We start from the raw sequence: 16,565 nt of genomic DNA, 5'->3' as shown, positions 1-16,565 counted from the left end.
AATGGCCGACGAGAACACTCCCGTGATGCCCGAAGAGGTGCCCGCCGTGGAAGGCGTGGGCATGCGTGTCGAGCCCGTGGGGCTCGAGACGGAGATGCAGCGCTCGTACCTCGACTACGCGATGTCCGTCATCGTGTCGCGTGCGCTGCCCGACGTACGGGACGGTCTGAAGCCCGTCCACCGCCGGGTGCTGTACGCGATGTACGACGGCGGCTACCGCCCGGAGAAGGGCTTCTACAAGTGCGCCCGCGTCGTCGGTGACGTGATGGGCACGTACCACCCGCACGGCGACTCCTCGATCTACGACGCGCTGGTGCGCCTCGCGCAGCCGTGGTCGATGCGGATGCCGCTGGTGGACTCCAACGGCAACTTCGGCTCTCCCGGCAACGACCCGGCCGCCGCCATGCGGTACACCGAGTGCAAGCTGATGCCGCTGTCGATGGAGATGCTCCGGGACATCGACGAGGAGACCGTCGACTTCACGGACAACTACGACGGCCGCAACCAGGAGCCGACGGTCCTGCCGGCGCGCTTCCCCAACCTGCTGATCAACGGATCGGCCGGCATCGCCGTCGGTATGGCCACCAACATCCCCCCGCACAACCTGCGGGAAGTCGCCGCGGGCGCGCAGTGGGCGCTGGAGCACCCGGAAGCCTCGCACGAGGAGCTGCTGGACGCGCTGATCGAGCGCATCAAGGGCCCGGACTTCCCGTCCGGCGCGCTGGTCGTGGGCCGCCGGGGCATCGAGGAGGCGTACCGCACGGGCCGTGGCTCGATCACGATGCGCGCGGTCGTCGCGGTCGAGGAGATCCAGAACCGGCAGTGCCTGGTCGTCACGGAGCTGCCGTACCAGACGAACCCCGACAATCTCGCGCAGAAGATCGCCGACCTGGTGAAGGACGGCAAGGTCGGCGGCATCGCCGATGTGCGTGACGAGACGTCCTCGCGTACGGGGCAGCGGCTGGTGGTCGTGCTCAAGCGCGACGCGGTCGCCAAGGTCGTGCTGAACAACCTGTACAAGCACACCGACCTGCAGTCGAACTTCGGCGCGAACATGCTGGCCCTGGTGGACGGTGTGCCGCGCACGCTGTCGATCGACGCGTTCATCCGGCACTGGGTGACGCACCAGATCGAGGTCATCGTCCGGCGTACGCGGTTCCGGCTGCGCAAGGCCGAGGAGCGCGCGCACATCCTGCGTGGTCTGCTCAAGGCGCTGGACTCGATCGACGAGGTCATCGCGCTGATCCGGCGCAGCGACACCGTCGAGACGGCGCGCGGCGGCCTGATGCGGCTGCTGTCGATCGACGAGATCCAGGCGAACGCGATCCTGGAGATGCAGCTGCGCCGGCTGGCGGCGCTGGAGCGGCAGAAGATCGTCGCCGAGCACGACGAGCTCCAGGCGAAGATCAACGAGTACAACGCGATCCTGGCCTCGCCGGAGCGCCAGCGGCAGATCGTCAGCGAGGAACTGGCGGTGATCGTCGACAAGTTCGGTGACGACCGGCGTTCCAAGCTGGTGCCCTTCGACGGTGACATGTCCATCGAGGACCTGATCGCCGAGGAGGACATCGTCGTCACGATCTCGCGTGGCGGCTATGTGAAGCGTACGAAGACCGACGACTACCGCTCGCAGAAGCGCGGCGGCAAGGGCGTGCGCGGTACGAAGCTCAAGTCGGACGACATCGTCGACCACTTCTTCGTGTCGACGACGCACCACTGGCTGCTGTTCTTCACGAACAAGGGCCGGGTCTACCGGGCGAAGGCGTACGAGCTGCCCGACGCCGGTCGTGACGCGCGCGGCCAGCATGTGGCGAACCTGCTGGCGTTCCAGCCGGACGAGAAGATCGCGCAGATCCTCGCCGTACGGGACTACGAGGCGGCGCCGTATCTGGTTCTGGCCACGAAGGCCGGTCTGGTCAAGAAGACGTCTCTGAAGGATTACGACTCGCCCCGCTCCGGCGGTGTGATCGCGATCAACCTCCGAGAGACGGACTCGGGCGCGGACGACGAGCTGATCGGAGCCGAGCTGGTGTCGGCGGACGACGATCTGCTGCTCATCAGCCGGAAGGCGCAGTCCATCCGTTTCACCGCGACGGACGAGTCGCTGCGCCCGATGGGCCGGGCGACATCGGGTGTGAAGGGGATGAGTTTCCGCGAAGGGGACGAACTGCTGTCGATGAATGTCGTCAGGCCCGGTACGTTCGTGTTCACTGCTACAGACGGCGGCTACGCGAAGCGAACCAACGTCGACGAGTATCGCGTCCAAGGACGTGGCGGCCTCGGTATCAAGGCCGCGAAGATCGTGGAGGACCGCGGGTCGCTGGTCGGTGCGCTGGTGGTGGAGGAGACGGACGAGATCCTCGCCATCACCCTGGGCGGCGGCGTGATTCGTACGCGAGTCAACGAAGTCAGGGAGACGGGCCGTGACACCATGGGTGTTCAACTGATCAACCTGGGCAAGCGCGATGCCGTGGTAGGCATCGCTCGTAACGCCGAGGCCGGTCGTGAGGCTGAAGAGGTCGAAGGGGTCGTCGGCGAGGATGGCGACGATGGTCCGGTGACCGAAGGAGCCGCGCTTGCCGAGGACGCTGAGGGCACCCAGCCCTCGGTCGCGGAGCACGAGGAGTAGACAGCGTGAGTGGAGCCACGGGCGCCGGCTCGGCCGCTTCCGGAGCGAACGGTGCCCGTGGCCCTGCCACGGACTCCCAGGGGGTTACGGTGACCGACACCCGGGGGCAGCAGCCCCCCTACGAGACGTACGGATCCGAGCAGCCGCAGCAGCAGGCGGCGCAGCCGTACCACCCGCCGCAGGCGTATCCGACGCCGTCGGGCGGGGGGACACAGGGCGGACAGCAGCGACCGGCCGCACAGCCGGCACAGGCTCAGGCGCAGCCGCATGTTCAGCTGGGCCAAGGACAGGGGCAGGGCGTGAGTCCGGGTCAGCCGGCACAGACATATCCGGCCGGCGGTGGCCGGCCGACCACGACGACGGGCGTACGCCTGCCGCGTACGGGCGCGCGCACGACACCGCGCACGCGCAAGGCGCGGCTGCGGGTGGCGAAGGCCGACCCGTGGTCGGTGATGAAGGTCAGCTTCCTGCTCTCCATCGCCCTCGGCGTGTGCACGGTCATCGCGGCGGCCGTGCTGTGGATGGTCATGGACGCGATGGGCGTCTTCTCGACGGTGGGCGGGACGATCAGCGAGGCGACGGGCTCGAACGAGAGCAACGGCTTCGACCTCCAGTCGTTCCTCTCGCTGCCGCGCGTGCTCATCTTCACGTCGGTGATCGCGGTGATCGACGTGGTGCTGGCGACGGCTCTGGCGACGCTCGGCTCCTTCATCTACAACCTCTCCGCGGGCTTCGTGGGCGGCGTCGAGCTGACGCTGGCGGAGGACGAGTAGGAGCCCCTCCCAGCAGGCTGTACGGGGAGGGGACGGGGGACGGTCGGGGCCTCGGTATCGATTTTGGGACTGGCCCTGGAGTGCGCTAATCTTCAGGGGCAGCGCGGGGCTATAGCTCAGTTGGTTAGAGCGCATCCCTGATAAGGATGAGGCCACAGGTTCAAATCCTGTTAGCCCCACAGCAGTTGGATCGCAGGTCAGAAGCCCGGCAGCTCTCAGGAGCTGCCGGGCTTTCTACATGTGTCGATCTTGGTTCCCCACTACTCCCCCGTAACATCGAACAGTTGGGGTTGAGGGCGAACATTTTGCACCCGTTCTGTGTGTGGGGCGTCTACACGGTGTAGATAGATGTGTGCGCTCGGTACAGTAGTGCGCGGGGAGACGGTCGTGACCACACCGTCCGTCTGACGTCCAACCCCTCACGGACCGGTCGGCGACGTCGGGAAGCGTCCCGGGCCGGAGCGGAGCCCCTCGCCGGTGCATACGGCGAGGGGCTCCGTGCTACCCACAGTAAGCGCGTCTTCCCTCTATACGTAGAGGCCGCCTGCATCGCTCAGTCAAGAATCAGTCAACGCAGGCACGGCAAAGCGGGCCGCGGTGGACGTCCATCACACCGCGGCCCGCTGCCTCCGCCGCCCTTGAGGGCGCGGAGTCTGGGGGAGTCTAAGACGCTGGGGAGAGCGCTCACTGGCATATTCATGGTCCCCAGATTTACCCAGCTAGGTAAAGACTTTCCCCCATGATCGTTCAACGGTTGGTGCGTGCCAACCGATCCCCCGCCCCCCTGGGTACTCACCCGCCGCCAGGAGATCGGCACCCGCATCCGCGCCGCCCGTGAAGCCGCAGGCCTCACCCAGATACAGCTCGCAGAAATGGCCGGACTCGACCACAAGACGATTCACCGGATCGAGTACGCGATCACCGACCCGAGCCTGACGATGCTCATCCGCATCGCTGCGGCCCTTGACACTGCGCTCGCCGATCTCGTACGGACGTAGAGCCCCGGTCGGCGGCCAGGGGGACAGCCGCCGACCGGGACGTGAGGCCCCTCGCCCGCTGCGCGCCGCCGCGCCAACGGACAAGGGAGTTGAAAGAGCCCGTTCAGACACGAGGCGGGCTGTACGTGCGGCCGGTCAGCCGTTTGGAACACAGGGTCTTGTGCAGCCAGACCGTGCCGCCGCCACCGGAGCCTTGCTCCACACTCCGCTTCTCCGCCTGGCCCCGGGCAATGGGCTTGTCGCATCGTGCGCAGATCACGGCCTCATCGCCTTCTTGTACGTGTCCCACAGGGCTTGGCCCTCGTCGCAGCGGCCCTCCAGCAGCTCGGGACAGGTGCCGCACGCGGCTTGGTCGAGGTGGTGGAGGTACTTCTTGTACGCGTCGGAGACTCGCCCGTCGTCTACCCGGCGTGCGGTCTCTACGCGGTCGGCGACAGAAACGCGCTGCATACGCCCGGCCCCCGATCCGCCGGGGTGACACCGCCACGACTCGCTGCTCATCGGGTCGCCTCCGACTGCTGTGGTCCGAGCGCATCTTCGAGCGCCGCGCGCAGGGCATCTGCGTCGGTGAGCCACCGGTCCTGTCCAGGGCACATCCGCCAGTACGGCCCCGGCCCCTGCGTCCGCCGAGGCGGCGGGATTGTCACGCGCTCCGTGTCGAGCCGCGTGGTCGCGACGTCCCAGCTTGCCCCGGCCCCCGCCGGGATAAGCCAGTACAGGGCCATCTCGACGGGGTCATCCACGACGGCGCCACACCGGGAGCCGAGGATGTCGAGCGCGGTGAGGCCCAGGAAGCGGGGCACGCGAATAGCGTCCCAGTCCGTAGATGGTGGCGTGTCAGGCATCGGCGGCTCCTCTGTGGCCCCGTGCTGGTGGGTGGGGCACCTACAGTGGACTGCCAACACCCCAACTACGAGGACTTGAAGAGGACTTTTTGACGCCCAGATGAGGACTTTCGTACGCTCATACGGGTGGATGCTGGTTTCCGGGAGGGCCCGCTGTCACACTGGGCGCCGGACCGATACGGAGGTGCAGCGTGCCGCAGCCGACAGGAAACCCCCGCCTAAGAGCCGCGCGCATCGCGGCCGGATACGCCTCCCAGCAGGCGCTCGCCACCGTGCTCGGGGTCGGGGTCCGGCAGGTCCGCCGGTGGGAGTCCGACTCCCCGCCCTGGCCCCACCCCGACCTCCAGCAGGCCCTCGTGACCGCCCTCGGGCAGGACCTCCGGGACCTCGGGTTCACCGCCCCGGACGGACGGGACCAGCCCAACGACGCCCCGAGGCGCCCTGCCCTGTCCGCGCTCTCCGGGCACCCCATGGTGCCTACTCAGACGTCGGGCACGTTGCAACCCGCCACTGTGGCCGCCGACTTCGAGGCTGTGACCCGCTCGCACCGCCGGTTGTACTGGTCCGTTGCGCCCGCCACCCTCCACCCGGCCGCCCTCGCACACGCCACCCTCGGCTGCGCCCTCCTCACCGAGACCGCCGGCCAGACCCGTCGGCACGTGGCCGCCGCAGTCGCCGAGTCATACCTCTTGAGCGCACGGATCGAGTTCTTCGACATGCGGGAGCCCGAGCGGGCGAGCGCGACGCTACTGCGAGCCCTCCAGGCCGCCGGTGAGGCTGACGACGCGCTGCTCGGCGCGGCGATCCTCGCGCACATGGCGTTCGTCCCCGCGTGGGCAGGAGATCGCGGTGCAGCGGTGGAGCGCATGGTGGCGGCCCGTACGTACGCGCGGCGCGCCCCGGCGTCCGTCGAACTGTTGGCGTGGCTGGACGCAGTCGAGGCGGAGTGCGAGACCCGCTGCGGGCACACCCGCACAGCGCTGCACCTGATCGGGCACGCCGAGGACCTGCTCGCCGTGGGCGGTGAGCACGCGTCTCCTGAGTGGCTTGACTGGTTCAGCCCCGTCAGGCTGGCCGCGTTCAAGGGCAACACCCAACTGCTCGCGGGACACCTGCCGCAGGCCCGCACTACACTCCTCAGCGTCATCGACGAGCTGCCCGCCACTGAGGACAAACAGCGGACCGTGATCCTCGGCGACCTGGCCGCCGTCGAAGCCGCCGCCAGGAATCCGGAAGAAGCCTGCCGGTACGCGCTCCTGGCCCTCGATCAGCTCTCCGTGACCTGGTACGCGATGGGCATGGACCGAGTGACCGAGGTCCGACGGGCCCTCGCGCCGCACCAGCACGAACAGTGTGTACGCGAGCTGGACGACCGGCTGTACGGGTGGGCAACGACCGTCAGCGCGCTCGCGCGTTGAAGTCGGCGATCGCTGAACGCAGTTCGCCGAGGCTCTCTACCCGGAAGGTGGGGAGCCTCTTGGCTTCCCTCGTCTTCCACTGGATGGTGCCCCACGGCCCTCGGCGGATGAGTGCAGCCCGCATCCCCGCGGCGACAGCGGGGCGGAGGTCGTTGTCGACACGGTCGCCGACGTACAGAATCTCGTCCGGCTCGTACGGCACGATCTCGGCGACGCGGATGAAGAAGTCAGGGTCCGGCTTGCTGGCGCCCCAGTCGTCCGAGGTGCCGATCAGGTCCACGTCCTTGGTGAACAGCTCTCGGAGGATGCCGCCGGCGCGTGTGGTCTGGTTGCCCGCGATGCCCAACCACATTCCGGCCGCGCGCAGTTCCGCGAGTGCGGGGCGGACGTCCGGATACAGGTCGTCTTCCCCGAAGTGCTCTGGCTGGCCGACGGCGGCGCGAGCCTCGCGCTGCTCGTGAAGGTCGAAGCCGGGCGCGAACTCCTGGAATACGTCGCGGTAGTCCTTCCCCTGAGCGATGACCGCCCCGAACATGGCGGCGAAGGTGTGCCGCGGGACCCCGAGCCAGTCCGCCCAAGTCCCATACTCGCGAGTCTCGTCCACAAGGCATTCGCCGACGTCGAAAACGACTGCTCGAATCATGCAACGATCGTATGACCATCGGGCCCGAGGTGGCCGGAAGATTCTGGGCCAGCCACACACGAAAGCGCCCCCGCCTGGCCGAAGGCCAGACTGAGGGCGCGGTGGCGTGGTCCCCGTCACGGGTGGTTCGGGCCGCAGGACCGGACGCGGCGTCAAGTACACGCCATCCTTGGCCCATGACGAGGTACTTCTACGTGATCACGATCGGCACCCCCGGCGGGCCGGTGTCCGTGTCCAACACCCTTCACGCGTCGACGGTCAGCACGCGCCAGCAGCGGTATGAGGTCGCGTACACGGAAGCGGGCAAGCAGATCAGGGCGCAGGGGGTGGACCTCCCGTCTGCGGCCCCGACGCTCTTCTACAGCTGCGAGCCCGACCAGACCTGAGCACGACAAAGGCGCCCCCTGCCGGCCGAAGCCGGAACAGGGGGCGATTCTTCTACGCGCCGATGAACGCGGCGAGGATGCCGCCACCGGCACCGAGCGCTGCGGCGATCCCCGACGCCGTCCACACACGGCGCTCCAACGCGGTAACTCGGGTCGCGAGCGCCGCGGCCGCGGCTTCGGCCGCTGATAGCCGCTGTTCGGTGTGCTGTCCTCGCTCGACGAGGACGCCCAACTTGCCGTCCACCCGGGCCAGGCCGGTGTCGACGGCGCCGCGCATCTTCTCCAGCTCGACCGCGATCTGGCCGGACTCGACCGGCGTCACCGACGGGTCCGTACGGTCTCGGTGATGCCCGGCCCCTCCGTCCCGCCAGACGTGGCCACCCCGGTCAGGACCGCCAGGAGCGCGGCTCCGGCGGCCAGCGACAGGCCGTCGCCCCAGTCCGCGTTGATCACACCGAGGGTTTCGAGTCCGAGCGTTGCGGCGAGGACCTGCGCGCCGGTACGTACCGCGCGCTCGGAGGTCGACTTCCAGAATGCCTTCGTGAACATGGCTGTACGCCCTTTCAGGAGAAGAGGAGGTGCCAGGTGAGGGGGCCGGGGTATCCGTCGGCGTCGCCGCGGAGCTGTGTGTGCGAGCGCTGGAAGTCGCGCACGTTGAGGCGGTCGGCCTCCCCCCACTGAGGGCTCGGGCCGACGCGGTAGTGCTTGCCATAGCCGCGCTTCACCAGCTGCCGGCCGAGGAGCTCGATGGCGGGGCTCGACTTGCCCGGTCGGAACGCGGAGTCGCCGGGGAACGGCGGCCGTACGGGCGGCTTCGGCGGGGTGGGCTTGTCGGGGCGGTCGACCAGGCGCTCGTCGATCCGTCTGCGCAGGCCGTCCATCGAGACGCCGTGGGGGTCGATCTTGCCCGGCTGCCACTCCAGGTGGCCGATGACCGAGGGCGGGCCCCATTTGTGGACTCGACACACGGCGGCGGCCGCGGCTTCCATGGCCTCGACCTGGACGGCGGGCCAGGGGTCCTTGCCGTCGCCGAGGTTCTCGCACTCGAAGCCGTAGAAGTGCCTGTTGCCGTCCGTGTTGGCCTCGTTGTCGGCCGGGAGCTTCCTCTCGGCGACGACCGCCTGGAGGACGTCGTCGTCGCCGCTGCCGGCGTGGTTGGCCCGGCCGTAGCCGACCAGGTGCACCCGGCCGTCCTTGGCGATCACACCGTGGCACAGCGGCCCGGGAAGCCCCGCGTAGCCGTCACGGCAGATCCGGACGGTATTCGCGGTGCCCTTGGTGACCGTGTGGTGCATCATCACGCCGTGGACCGGGCCCCAGGGCCCCACGTGATTCCGGTTCCGGGTTCGCCAGCCGTCCGTCTCGACGACGACCAGGCCCTCCTCGACCAGAGCCTCCACGAACGCGGCAGCGGACATCGGAGTCGCCATCACACACGCTCCGGCCAGTGCCACGTGCCGCCGTAAGCGCCGGGCGGGTGTTCCCCGGTCAGCTCGTCGCCCTGCTGGCAGCGCTGTGCGAAGAACAGGCCTCCGGGGTTGAGGACGGCCAGGGATACCACCTCCCCGAGCGAGTCGGGGCCGTGGGTCTCAGTGACCACTGCGGCCCGGCATTCCTTTCCGTACTCGCCGCCGGGCGTGCCGTAGCGGACGTAGTGGACGATGCCGCCGACGGACGGCTGCTGTTCGGGCACGGTGCCTCCTCGTTGCATGCAGAAAGCCCCGGCCAGACGGGCGCGGGGCTTGGGTGGGGCGAGGGTCAGAGCCAGGTGCAGAAGATCCGGGTGTTCGTGCCGGTGACGATCCCGGCGTTGCCGGAGATGCTCCGGATGATGATCACTCCGGCGATGTTGACGCTGAACTCGCCGTCGACCACGCCGTTTCCGAAGAGGCCGTTCGCGGTGGCTGGCGGCCGCCAGTCGACGGGAAGAGTGCACACCGCGGGGTCGCCGGCGATGTTGCCCGAGTCGGCCGCCGACTGTGCGACGTCGGCCCCGGTCCTTGTGACCAGAAGGTTCACCGTGGTGACACCTGACTTCCGGCGGCCCTCGAAGCTGGAGATGGACCAGCCGGTGGCGGCCACGGCCCCGACGGTCACCTCTTCCTCAAGGTCGCGATTCATCAGGCGTTCCGCCGTGATGGTCATGCCAGCGTGCCACTCCACGAGGGCCTCCTTAAAGCGCGACGATGGCGGGGTGAGCGAGACGCAGATCCGCGCCCGCGTCATGAGGCTTGACGATGCCGTTGACCGCCCGGGTCACTTCGAATCGCTGAGGCCCGGCAAGGAGGAAGTCACCCCATGACGCCACGACCGGAAGAACGTTGGTGTTCGAGGTCGACAGGATCGAGCGCATGCCGAGCTGCCCGGCCGCCGTCAGGTTGCTGTCCGTCACGTCGACGTTCCACGCGGCGGGCTGGGGTCGGCCGTCGAGCCAGACCTTCGCCCGCAAGGCGGTACCGGTGACTTGAAGCCGGATGCGGAAGCGCCGGCCTGCGACGTGGGTGAGTCCGGCGACGGTGCCGCCACCGAGGGACGTCTCCGTGCCCGCCAGACGGCGCCGGACGGTCAGGGCGACAGTGGCTGTGGCGGTGAACTCCAGCCGCGCGAGGTAGGAGTTGGAGGCGTCGGCGTAGCGGGCGACGAGGTTGAGGAAGTGGCTGCCGCCCGTGGCGAGCTTGTCCGTGGCCACCGTGGCGACCATGTCCACGTTGGCGGCCGGGGCGGGGATCAGGCAGTAGCGGGAGACGTTGATGCTGTTCTGTGCGACGACGCCGTATCCGCTGAAGATGGACTGCACCGCAGCGGCGTAGGCATAGAACGCATCCGTCCTCTGCCCGGAGTCCCGCATCGCCCGGCTGAGATCCCCGCCCGGGAAGAACGCCGCTCTCTGCGAGCGGGACAGTTCGAGCTGCACGCCGGCGCCCGACAGGGTCGAGTTGCAGATGTTGAGTGGGTTCGTTCCAGCGATCTCGCTGGGCGCGTCAACCACCGCGAACCCCGCGCCGCGCAAGGCGAGGCTGATGCGGGAGACAAGCTCCGTGTCCAGACCGCCGATCGCGGTCTCCGGGACGCCGTCCGTCCCCGTGTACCCGTGGAAACTCAGGCACCGGCGGGATGCGGCGATCAGCCCCAGGGCGGTCGGTTCATCGAAGTTGGTGCTGGTGATGTGGAGGTCTACGTTGCCGGAGGTCTTCAGGCCGGCGAACTCGTAGAACCTCATCCGCGTCCCGGCTACCTCCTTCGCAATCTCCCCTGACCCGGCCTCGATCCCGCCACCGTGGATCGCCACCGACGCCCATGTGGTGCCGGTCGGGATGACCGCGGTGCGGGAGTAGTCGACGCCTTCGGTCTCCGCGGCCGCGAGGGCGGCGTAGTCGGGATACAGGTCAGCCATCTCACGCCCCCTGCACGGAGTAGTCGGCGCTGGATCCGCCGGTGGTGGTCCACGTCTGGCCGGAGGTGGCGGTGCCCCACCCGGGCGTGAGAGTACGGGCGAAAGCGTCCTGGACCGGGCCCGTGATCTGATCCACGCGCACTACCTCACCCCCCACGCGGACATCGAACGGGAAGTCCCACCCGGTGGCCGCGTCGACCCAGCGCGGACCGCGCGTCGTCGCCACCGTCATCACGGTGTCGTCCGCATCCACGGGACCAGCCAGGACGGAGCCCGCGGTGTCCGCCTTGGACACCCCGACGACCGCCACATTCCAGGGGCCGGCCGGCAGGCACTCGAAGACGACCTCCCAGGCGCGCGGGCGAGGGGTGTGGGTGATCTTGCGGACCTGGAGGTCGATCGGGCCCGGCTGCACGAAGGCGGGAGGGTTGAGGATGCGCAGGGTGTCGCCGATCCGCATCTTGAGCACAGCCGGGATCAGCTCGGGGTGCCTGTGCAGGCGGACTTTCACCGACGGGTACCTGGCCTCATTCCACGTACCCAAGTGCGCCAGCCAGCCTGCGACCTGAATGGGCTGCTCGTCCGTGTACAGGTTGAGGGTCACCGAGTCGTCGTATGTGCCTACCCCGCCCTCCTCAGGAGGTAGCACCGAGAGCGGGCCCTCCTCGATGACGACCCGGCCCGACGACCCGGCCGTACGTGTCACGGTGATGTCGTTGCGCGTCCATTTGTCGTCGTCGACCGGTTCCAGGGGCGGCGCGAGCTGGCGCGCCGCGTAGTCCAAGACCAGCGCAGGCGCCTGGTTGTAGAGGCTGGTCCGGTCTCGGTAGTGCAGTCCTAGGCGGTCCTGGCGCTCCATCAAGATGCCGCCGTCCGCGTCCGCGCACTCCTGGAGCAGGTTCACCATGGTCGCGGGGCGTTGCGGCCCCATTTGAGCAGTCGCGGCGGTCCCGTCGCCGTCCTCCCACGTCAGAGGCAGCGATTCCTCGGCTGCGAGGCGGACGATGCGGTTGAGCGCGCTCTCGCTCAAGTACCCGGAGTCGGCCCCGTCGTAGTAGACGGAGCCGGGTGTCGCGCCGGCCCCTGCGACGGCCATCACGCCGAGGTGACCGAGGGCCATCCCCTCGGTCGCCGCGCCCCACGACCCCGTGACGGCGGTGACGTATCCGAGTGATCCGGTGAAGATTGTTGAAACGGTAGACCGTCCGCCGATCTCGGTCACGTCCTGCCAGCCGGCGGTCAGGCGCACATCTCCGCCGCCCTCGTTGGACACGAAGATCACGAGCTTGTTCCAGCGCGAGTGAAAAGCCGCGATCCCGTTCGGCCCGGTGTAGAGGAAGAACTGGATCACATCCCCTTCGCTGTCGCGGGCCTCCACCCGGATCCCCGCAGTGCTGGCGTACACGTGCGCCGTGCGCATCGTGGAACCGCCGACGCTGACGCGCAGGATCTCAGTCTGCGCGGCGGGCATGGTCGGCAGCAGGTACACCATCTCGACCTGCCACCCGTTGGTCGCAGCCCGTGGGACCGCGCCCGAGAGGGAGGCCGGGTTCTTCAGTTTCGGCAGCGGACTGGAACCACCCAGGGTGTCCTCGGTGGCGAAGTCGAAGCCGGTGATCTTCAGCGGCGCCACACCTGCTACCGGGCTGTATGCCTGCGTCGCCCCGGTCATCTCCTCCATCGGCCAATAGGCAACCAAACCCGGAGCGCTGGGGATGCGACGGCGCAGCGTGCTGTCGAGGGCCTTCCTGCCCTGCCCCAGACGCCGGAGGATGCCTGCTGCCTCGGCGGACACCCACACCTGCTTACCGCTCGGTACCCACCGCGGCGGCGACTTGGACATCTCCCCGTGGAACAGGTACTCGCGGTCCGTGATCTCCGCCGCCCCCGCCAGGGTCCAGGTCTTGCCGGAGCTGTCCGTGAAGGTGGCGGTCCCAGGAACCTGTGCAGCGAAGTCCGGGCTGGCAACGACCACGCCCGAGCTGTTGCGGACCTCGGCCGCATGCACCCGGCCGGCCAGGGGGACACCCGGGGTGGATGACACCTGACTGGTGGGAGCGATGCTGAGTGGGACGGTCGAGCTGTAGATGCTGGTGGTGCCGGTTCCGGGGATGTCGGAGTCGAACCGTGTCCACGGGCCGGCCAGCGAAGGCGCCCAGTACATGCGGGCGATGAACCCATCGTCCCCGTTGTCGACGTCCAGGTGCGCGCGCAGAGCCACCCGGCGAGGCAGCGCTGCAGGCAGGGTCACCGTGTAGCTACGGAACGCTGCGGAGGCGTCTGACCAGCGCAGCCGTAGTTGGCTGTCGGTGGAGATCTGAAGCAGGAAGCTCGGGTTGGGGCCGTCGTCCCACTTCCCGATCAGGTTCTGTGTGACCGCCTGGTTGTACAGGTCGCCGGTGATTTCGACCCGCAGGTCCAAGTCCCCGACGATGTCGAGGTCGTTGTGGTCCGGGGCGGATGCGATGTCGGATGAGGTGCCGGTGAGCGCCAGGTACGACTCGCCACTGGGCACGGTCACCCTGAGCGGGATGTTCCTGCCCAGAGCTCCGTGCCACGGGGAGAGAGGGTTCCTGGCGCTCAGCGCTCCGTCGCTGTTGTCCACCTTCAGGGTGCACGTGGAGGGGTCCACGCTGGTCCCCTCCGCGCTCATGCCGTAGCTCGCCACCAGCGGATCCGAAGTGCGCAGTCGGGACGTGATGTCTGTCCACAGGCCGCCGATCTGTACCTCGGCTCGCAGATCCAGAGCCTGCTCTGGGAACGCCATTAGCGACCAGCCCCCATCACGCGCTGCACACTGCCGCCCTTGACCCGGACGTTGTCCTGGATGAGACCGACGAGGGTGTCTCCTACCTGCCCGCCGTCGGAGGTGAACTGCACGCTGATCGGCTGTCCGCCGCGACGACTCCCGCCGCCGTACCCGTAGGAACCGCCGTACGTCATCCCGGCGTTGGGCGGGGCGACCAGGTTTGCCATGGTGCGGTCCAGCGCGGGCGCACCCGCGTTGATCCCCGCGATGATGCCCGAGGGAATGTGGCGGCCCACTGCCTTGGCCATGACCTTCGACGGGGAGCTGATTCCGAGGGCCTTGGCAATCGGGCCGGGAATCTGCGACTTCGCGAAGCCGATGAGCTGGGATTTCAGCCAGCCGCCCATGCTCTTGATGCCGTTCCACAGGCCCTGGACGACGTTCCGGCCGGCCCCGGTCAGGAGGGAGCCGAGGGAGCCGAGAGCCGACTTGATCCTTCCGGGCATGCCGCGCACGTAGCTGACGAGACCGAGCACCCGGGAGACCGTTCCCGACTTGATCTTGTCCCAGTGGTTGAGGAACAGATTCACCAGCGGGATCGACTTGATGTAGCCGAGGATCAGCCCACCAAAAGCCTTGATCTTGGTCCAGACCGAGTTCCACGCCTCAGTCGTCCACCGCTTGATCTTGTCCCAGTTGGCCCAGATCAGGGCCGCGAGAGCGATGATCGTCGTGATCACCCAACCCACCGGCCCGAGAGCAATGAACCAGGCTCCGGCCATGATCGCCGCTTGGACCATGGCTCGGGCGCCCATCAGAACCCAGGCAGCCACAACCCGACCGGCTTGGAGCACGTGGATGCCCGCCTGGACGACTGCGCGCGCGCCCATGAGGACCCAGCTCGCGACTACGCGCGCCGCCTGCATGGCAGCCCGTCCAGCCATCAGCAGCCAGGCCCCAACGACGCGCCCAGCGGCAGCGACCTGCCGGGCCGCGCTCGCCCCGGCACCCGCTCCCGAGGTGAACCAGGCGGCGGTGTTCGTAATCGCCGCCCTGGTGGCGTTGATCGACATGAACGTCAGCGCCGTCACCATGACCCCGCCGATGACGCCGGCCAGCACCTTGACCGTGGTCTCGTTCTCCTTCATCCACCGCCCGAGACTCATCAGAGCCGGGATCACATCCCCGCCGATGACGTTCACCAGACCCTGCTCCAGGCTGCGCTGGAACCGGGTGACGTTCGCACCTGCGTTGTCCCGCAGCGAATTCCCGGCCTTGTCAGCGGCGCCAGCGGTCTCCCCGAGCGCGCCAACGGCTCCGGACGGGTCGATGGCGAAGAGGGCCTTCTGCATGTCCTCGGACTTGGTCCCGAAGAGAGTGAGCGCGAGCGCGGACCGGTCGGCCGGGTCCTTGACCTTGCGGAGCCCGTCGAAGATCTGATCGAGCGCCTGCTTTGAGGCGGGGCCGCCCTTCGAAAAGGCGGTCTGCATTTCGGAGCCGGACAGGCCGATCTTCTTGAATGCCTTGTCGACTTCCTCGCCGCCGCCCTGAGTGATCAGGACGAGCTCCTTGAGGGAGTCCGCGACGACATCAGTGTCCCGCGCGCCAGCGGCGAGGCCCTGCGCCATGATCCCCGTGGCGTCACCAGCGGAGATCCCCAATTGCCTGAAGATCGTGCTGTATTCGTTGAACGTGTCCGCGATGTCGTCAGCGCGCGGGCCCATGACCTGCATGCCCCGCGTGATGATGTCGAGCGCGACCTTCGCGTTCGGCGCGAGGCCGGTCTTCATGATCTGGCCGACCGCGTTCGCGGCCTGTCCGAGGTCGAGCTCGAACGTGGTGGCCAGGTCGCTGACGTTCGTGCTGATGGACTGGATCTGTGCGTTCGTTGCCCCCGGAGGGAGCAGCCCGGCGCGCATCGTCGCTGAGATCGCGTCCGCCGCGCCCTGGAAGTCCTCGGTGACGGCGTCGGCGTACATCGCCCCGGCGATCTTCCCGTACTGCTGGGCTACGGCAGGGGTCGCGCCGAGCTGGGCACCGAGCTTGCCCGTGATCTGCGACTGCTCCAGTGCACTCGTGATCCCCACCAGCAGCGCGCCGCCAGCGGCGACCCCTGCACCGGCGGCGATCATCTGCATGCGGGACATGCCGCCCTCGGCTTCGGCGACCGCGTCGTCCGCGCCGTCCGCTGCCCCCTCGCGTAGGCCGTCGCCGAGCGCGTCGCCCGCGCGGTCGCCCGCCTGGCCCGCCACGGTGGTCAGCCGCGTCAAGCCCGTACGCGCCCCCGCTGCCGCGCTGTCGCCGAAGCCGTCCCCGGCCGCTTGGCCCGCGGTGACGAAACGGCCCTGGGCGTTGCGGAGACGGCCGTCAGCGCCCCGCGTGATGCCGTCGCCGAGCGCCTGGCCCGCGCGCGTACCGGCGGCGTCGGCGTCCGCCGTCATCCGCTGCCCGGACGCGTTGAGCGCCCCTTCCATACGCGTCAGGGCAGGATCGACCTCGCCGTCGTCCAGGCGGATGAAGCCGACCAACTCGCCAACGGTCAGCGCCACGACGCCCCCTATTTACTTGTGCTTGAGCCTCCGCTCGGGAGGTGTGAAGTGCCTGTTGAGTCGCGTCTCGGCGCTCAGGAGCCCGTAGATCCGGACCTTCAGCCACCGCCAGGACCGCTCACGGAGCAGCCCCGGCATGGACAGATCGATCCCGTACGTCTGCTGGAAGTCGGCCTCGACC

The 16,565-nt window shown here is 68.6% G+C and carries 17 protein-coding genes and 1 tRNA gene; 6 read left to right on the top strand and 12 right to left on the bottom strand.

Going from position 1 to position 16,565, the window contains the following annotated elements:
* Position 1 precedes the first annotated feature (1 nt).
* The 4 genes from gyrA (at position 2) to IEY79_RS06050 (ending at position 4,400) form a co-directional block, all read left to right on the top strand.
* Entirely contained in the window at positions 2-2,629 is a 2,628-nt protein-coding gene (gene gyrA / locus IEY79_RS06065; protein ID WP_189106257.1) for a DNA gyrase subunit A, read from the top strand.
* Positions 2,630-2,718: 89 nt separating this feature from the next.
* Positions 2,719-3,402: a DUF3566 domain-containing protein gene (locus tag IEY79_RS06060; protein ID WP_189106256.1), complete on the top strand. Its 684-nt coding sequence runs from the start codon at positions 2,719-2,721 to the stop codon at positions 3,400-3,402.
* Positions 3,403-3,507: 105 nt separating this feature from the next.
* Positions 3,508-3,581: transfer RNA gene (locus IEY79_RS06055), tRNA-Ile, on the top strand.
* Between the two features lie 582 nt (positions 3,582-4,163).
* Positions 4,164-4,400, top strand: coding sequence for a helix-turn-helix domain-containing protein (locus IEY79_RS06050; RefSeq protein ID WP_189106255.1), 237 nt, complete (start codon positions 4,164-4,166; stop codon positions 4,398-4,400).
* Between the two features lie 255 nt (positions 4,401-4,655).
* Here the strand turns inward: IEY79_RS06050 and IEY79_RS06045 are convergent, their stop codons facing one another.
* Positions 4,656-4,901, bottom strand: coding sequence for a hypothetical protein (locus tag IEY79_RS06045; RefSeq protein WP_189106254.1), 246 nt, complete (start codon positions 4,899-4,901; stop codon positions 4,656-4,658).
* On the bottom strand, positions 4,898-5,245 hold the full coding sequence (locus IEY79_RS06040; RefSeq protein WP_189106253.1) for a hypothetical protein: 348 nt from the start codon (positions 5,243-5,245) through the stop codon (positions 4,898-4,900). Before IEY79_RS06040 ends, IEY79_RS06045 begins: the two co-directional genes overlap by 4 nt.
* A 191-nt stretch (positions 5,246-5,436) precedes the next feature.
* Here IEY79_RS06040 and IEY79_RS06035 point away from each other — a divergent pair, with 191 nt between their 5' ends.
* The gene (locus IEY79_RS06035; RefSeq protein WP_189106252.1) at positions 5,437-6,663 is read left to right on the top strand and encodes a helix-turn-helix domain-containing protein; all 1,227 of its coding nucleotides are present in this window, start codon (positions 5,437-5,439) and stop codon (positions 6,661-6,663) included.
* Here IEY79_RS06035 and IEY79_RS06030 read toward each other — a convergent pair.
* Entirely contained in the window at positions 6,644-7,306 is a 663-nt protein-coding gene (locus IEY79_RS06030) for an HAD family hydrolase (RefSeq protein WP_189106251.1), read from the bottom strand. The genes IEY79_RS06035 and IEY79_RS06030 overlap by 20 nt on opposite strands.
* A gap of 176 nt (positions 7,307-7,482) precedes the next feature.
* On the opposite strand from IEY79_RS06030, the gene IEY79_RS06025 reads away from it, so the two are divergent.
* Entirely contained in the window at positions 7,483-7,692 is a 210-nt protein-coding gene (locus IEY79_RS06025; protein WP_189106250.1) for a hypothetical protein, read from the top strand.
* A gap of 52 nt (positions 7,693-7,744) precedes the next feature.
* Here IEY79_RS06025 and IEY79_RS06020 read toward each other — a convergent pair whose 3' ends face one another.
* The 9 genes from IEY79_RS06020 to IEY79_RS37975 all read right to left on the bottom strand — a co-directional run bounded on the left by IEY79_RS06020 (position 7,745) and on the right by IEY79_RS37975 (position 16,522).
* Positions 7,745-8,014 carry a hypothetical protein gene (locus IEY79_RS06020; RefSeq protein ID WP_229700682.1) on the bottom strand — a complete coding sequence of 90 codons (270 nt, stop codon included), beginning with the start codon at positions 8,012-8,014 and terminating at the stop codon, positions 7,745-7,747.
* On the bottom strand, positions 8,011-8,241 hold the full coding sequence (locus IEY79_RS06015; RefSeq protein WP_189106249.1) for a holin: 231 nt from the start codon (positions 8,239-8,241) through the stop codon (positions 8,011-8,013). Before IEY79_RS06015 ends, IEY79_RS06020 begins: the two co-directional genes overlap by 4 nt.
* 14 nt (positions 8,242-8,255) lie before the next feature.
* On the bottom strand, positions 8,256-9,122 hold the full coding sequence (locus tag IEY79_RS06010) for a peptidoglycan-binding protein (protein WP_189106248.1): 867 nt from the start codon (positions 9,120-9,122) through the stop codon (positions 8,256-8,258).
* A complete protein-coding gene (locus IEY79_RS06005) occupies positions 9,122-9,385 on the bottom strand; it encodes a hypothetical protein (protein WP_229700681.1) in 264 nt (87 codons plus the stop codon). Before IEY79_RS06005 ends, IEY79_RS06010 begins: the two co-directional genes overlap by 1 nt.
* A gap of 65 nt (positions 9,386-9,450) precedes the next feature.
* Complete coding sequence (locus tag IEY79_RS06000; protein ID WP_189106246.1) at positions 9,451-9,855, bottom strand: hypothetical protein; 405 nt, start codon at positions 9,853-9,855, stop codon at positions 9,451-9,453.
* Positions 9,856-9,865: 10 nt separating this feature from the next.
* On the bottom strand, positions 9,866-11,086 hold the full coding sequence (locus tag IEY79_RS05995) for a poly-gamma-glutamate hydrolase family protein (RefSeq protein ID WP_189106245.1): 1,221 nt from the start codon (positions 11,084-11,086) through the stop codon (positions 9,866-9,868).
* A 1-nt stretch (position 11,087) separates the two neighbouring features.
* Positions 11,088-13,853, bottom strand: a complete 2,766-nt coding sequence (locus IEY79_RS05990) for a hypothetical protein (RefSeq protein WP_189106244.1) — start codon at positions 13,851-13,853, stop codon at positions 11,088-11,090.
* Positions 13,853-16,384 carry a phage tail tape measure protein gene (locus tag IEY79_RS05985; RefSeq protein WP_189106243.1) on the bottom strand — a complete coding sequence of 844 codons (2,532 nt, stop codon included), beginning with the start codon at positions 16,382-16,384 and terminating at the stop codon, positions 13,853-13,855. The genes IEY79_RS05990 and IEY79_RS05985 overlap by 1 nt, the downstream gene beginning before the upstream one ends.
* 12 nt (positions 16,385-16,396) lie before the next feature.
* Positions 16,397-16,522 carry a hypothetical protein gene (locus tag IEY79_RS37975; RefSeq protein ID WP_268240581.1) on the bottom strand — a complete coding sequence of 42 codons (126 nt, stop codon included), beginning with the start codon at positions 16,520-16,522 and terminating at the stop codon, positions 16,397-16,399.
* Positions 16,523-16,565 lie beyond the last annotated feature (43 nt).

This window comes from Streptomyces camponoticapitis (assembly GCF_014646115.1).
In the GTDB taxonomy this organism is placed as follows: Bacteria; Actinomycetota; Actinomycetes; order Streptomycetales; family Streptomycetaceae; genus Streptomyces; species Streptomyces camponoticapitis.
The sequence above is the reverse complement of the archived record's forward strand: the minus strand, read 5'-3'. Positions and strand labels throughout refer to the sequence as shown.

Excerpts from the sequence above, each read along its gene's own strand:
- gyrA (WP_189106257.1), top strand. The coding sequence starts at position 2 with ATGGCCGACGAGAACACTCCCGTGATGCCCGAAGAGGTGCCCGCCGTG.
- IEY79_RS06045 (WP_189106254.1), bottom strand. The coding sequence starts at position 4,901 with ATGAGCAGCGAGTCGTGGCGGTGTCACCCCGGCGGATCGGGGGCCGGG.
- IEY79_RS06040 (WP_189106253.1), bottom strand. The coding sequence starts at position 5,245 with ATGCCTGACACGCCACCATCTACGGACTGGGACGCTATTCGCGTGCCC.
- IEY79_RS06030 (WP_189106251.1), bottom strand. The coding sequence starts at position 7,306 with ATGATTCGAGCAGTCGTTTTCGACGTCGGCGAATGCCTTGTGGACGAG.
- IEY79_RS06025 (WP_189106250.1), top strand. The coding sequence starts at position 7,483 with ATGACGAGGTACTTCTACGTGATCACGATCGGCACCCCCGGCGGGCCG.
- IEY79_RS06015 (WP_189106249.1), bottom strand. The coding sequence starts at position 8,241 with ATGTTCACGAAGGCATTCTGGAAGTCGACCTCCGAGCGCGCGGTACGT.
- IEY79_RS06010 (WP_189106248.1), bottom strand. The coding sequence starts at position 9,122 with ATGGCGACTCCGATGTCCGCTGCCGCGTTCGTGGAGGCTCTGGTCGAG.
- IEY79_RS05995 (WP_189106245.1), bottom strand. The coding sequence starts at position 11,086 with ATGGCTGACCTGTATCCCGACTACGCCGCCCTCGCGGCCGCGGAGACC.
- IEY79_RS05990 (WP_189106244.1), bottom strand. The coding sequence starts at position 13,853 with ATGGCGTTCCCAGAGCAGGCTCTGGATCTGCGAGCCGAGGTACAGATC.
- IEY79_RS37975 (WP_268240581.1), bottom strand. The coding sequence starts at position 16,522 with ATGCCGGGGCTGCTCCGTGAGCGGTCCTGGCGGTGGCTGAAGGTCCGG.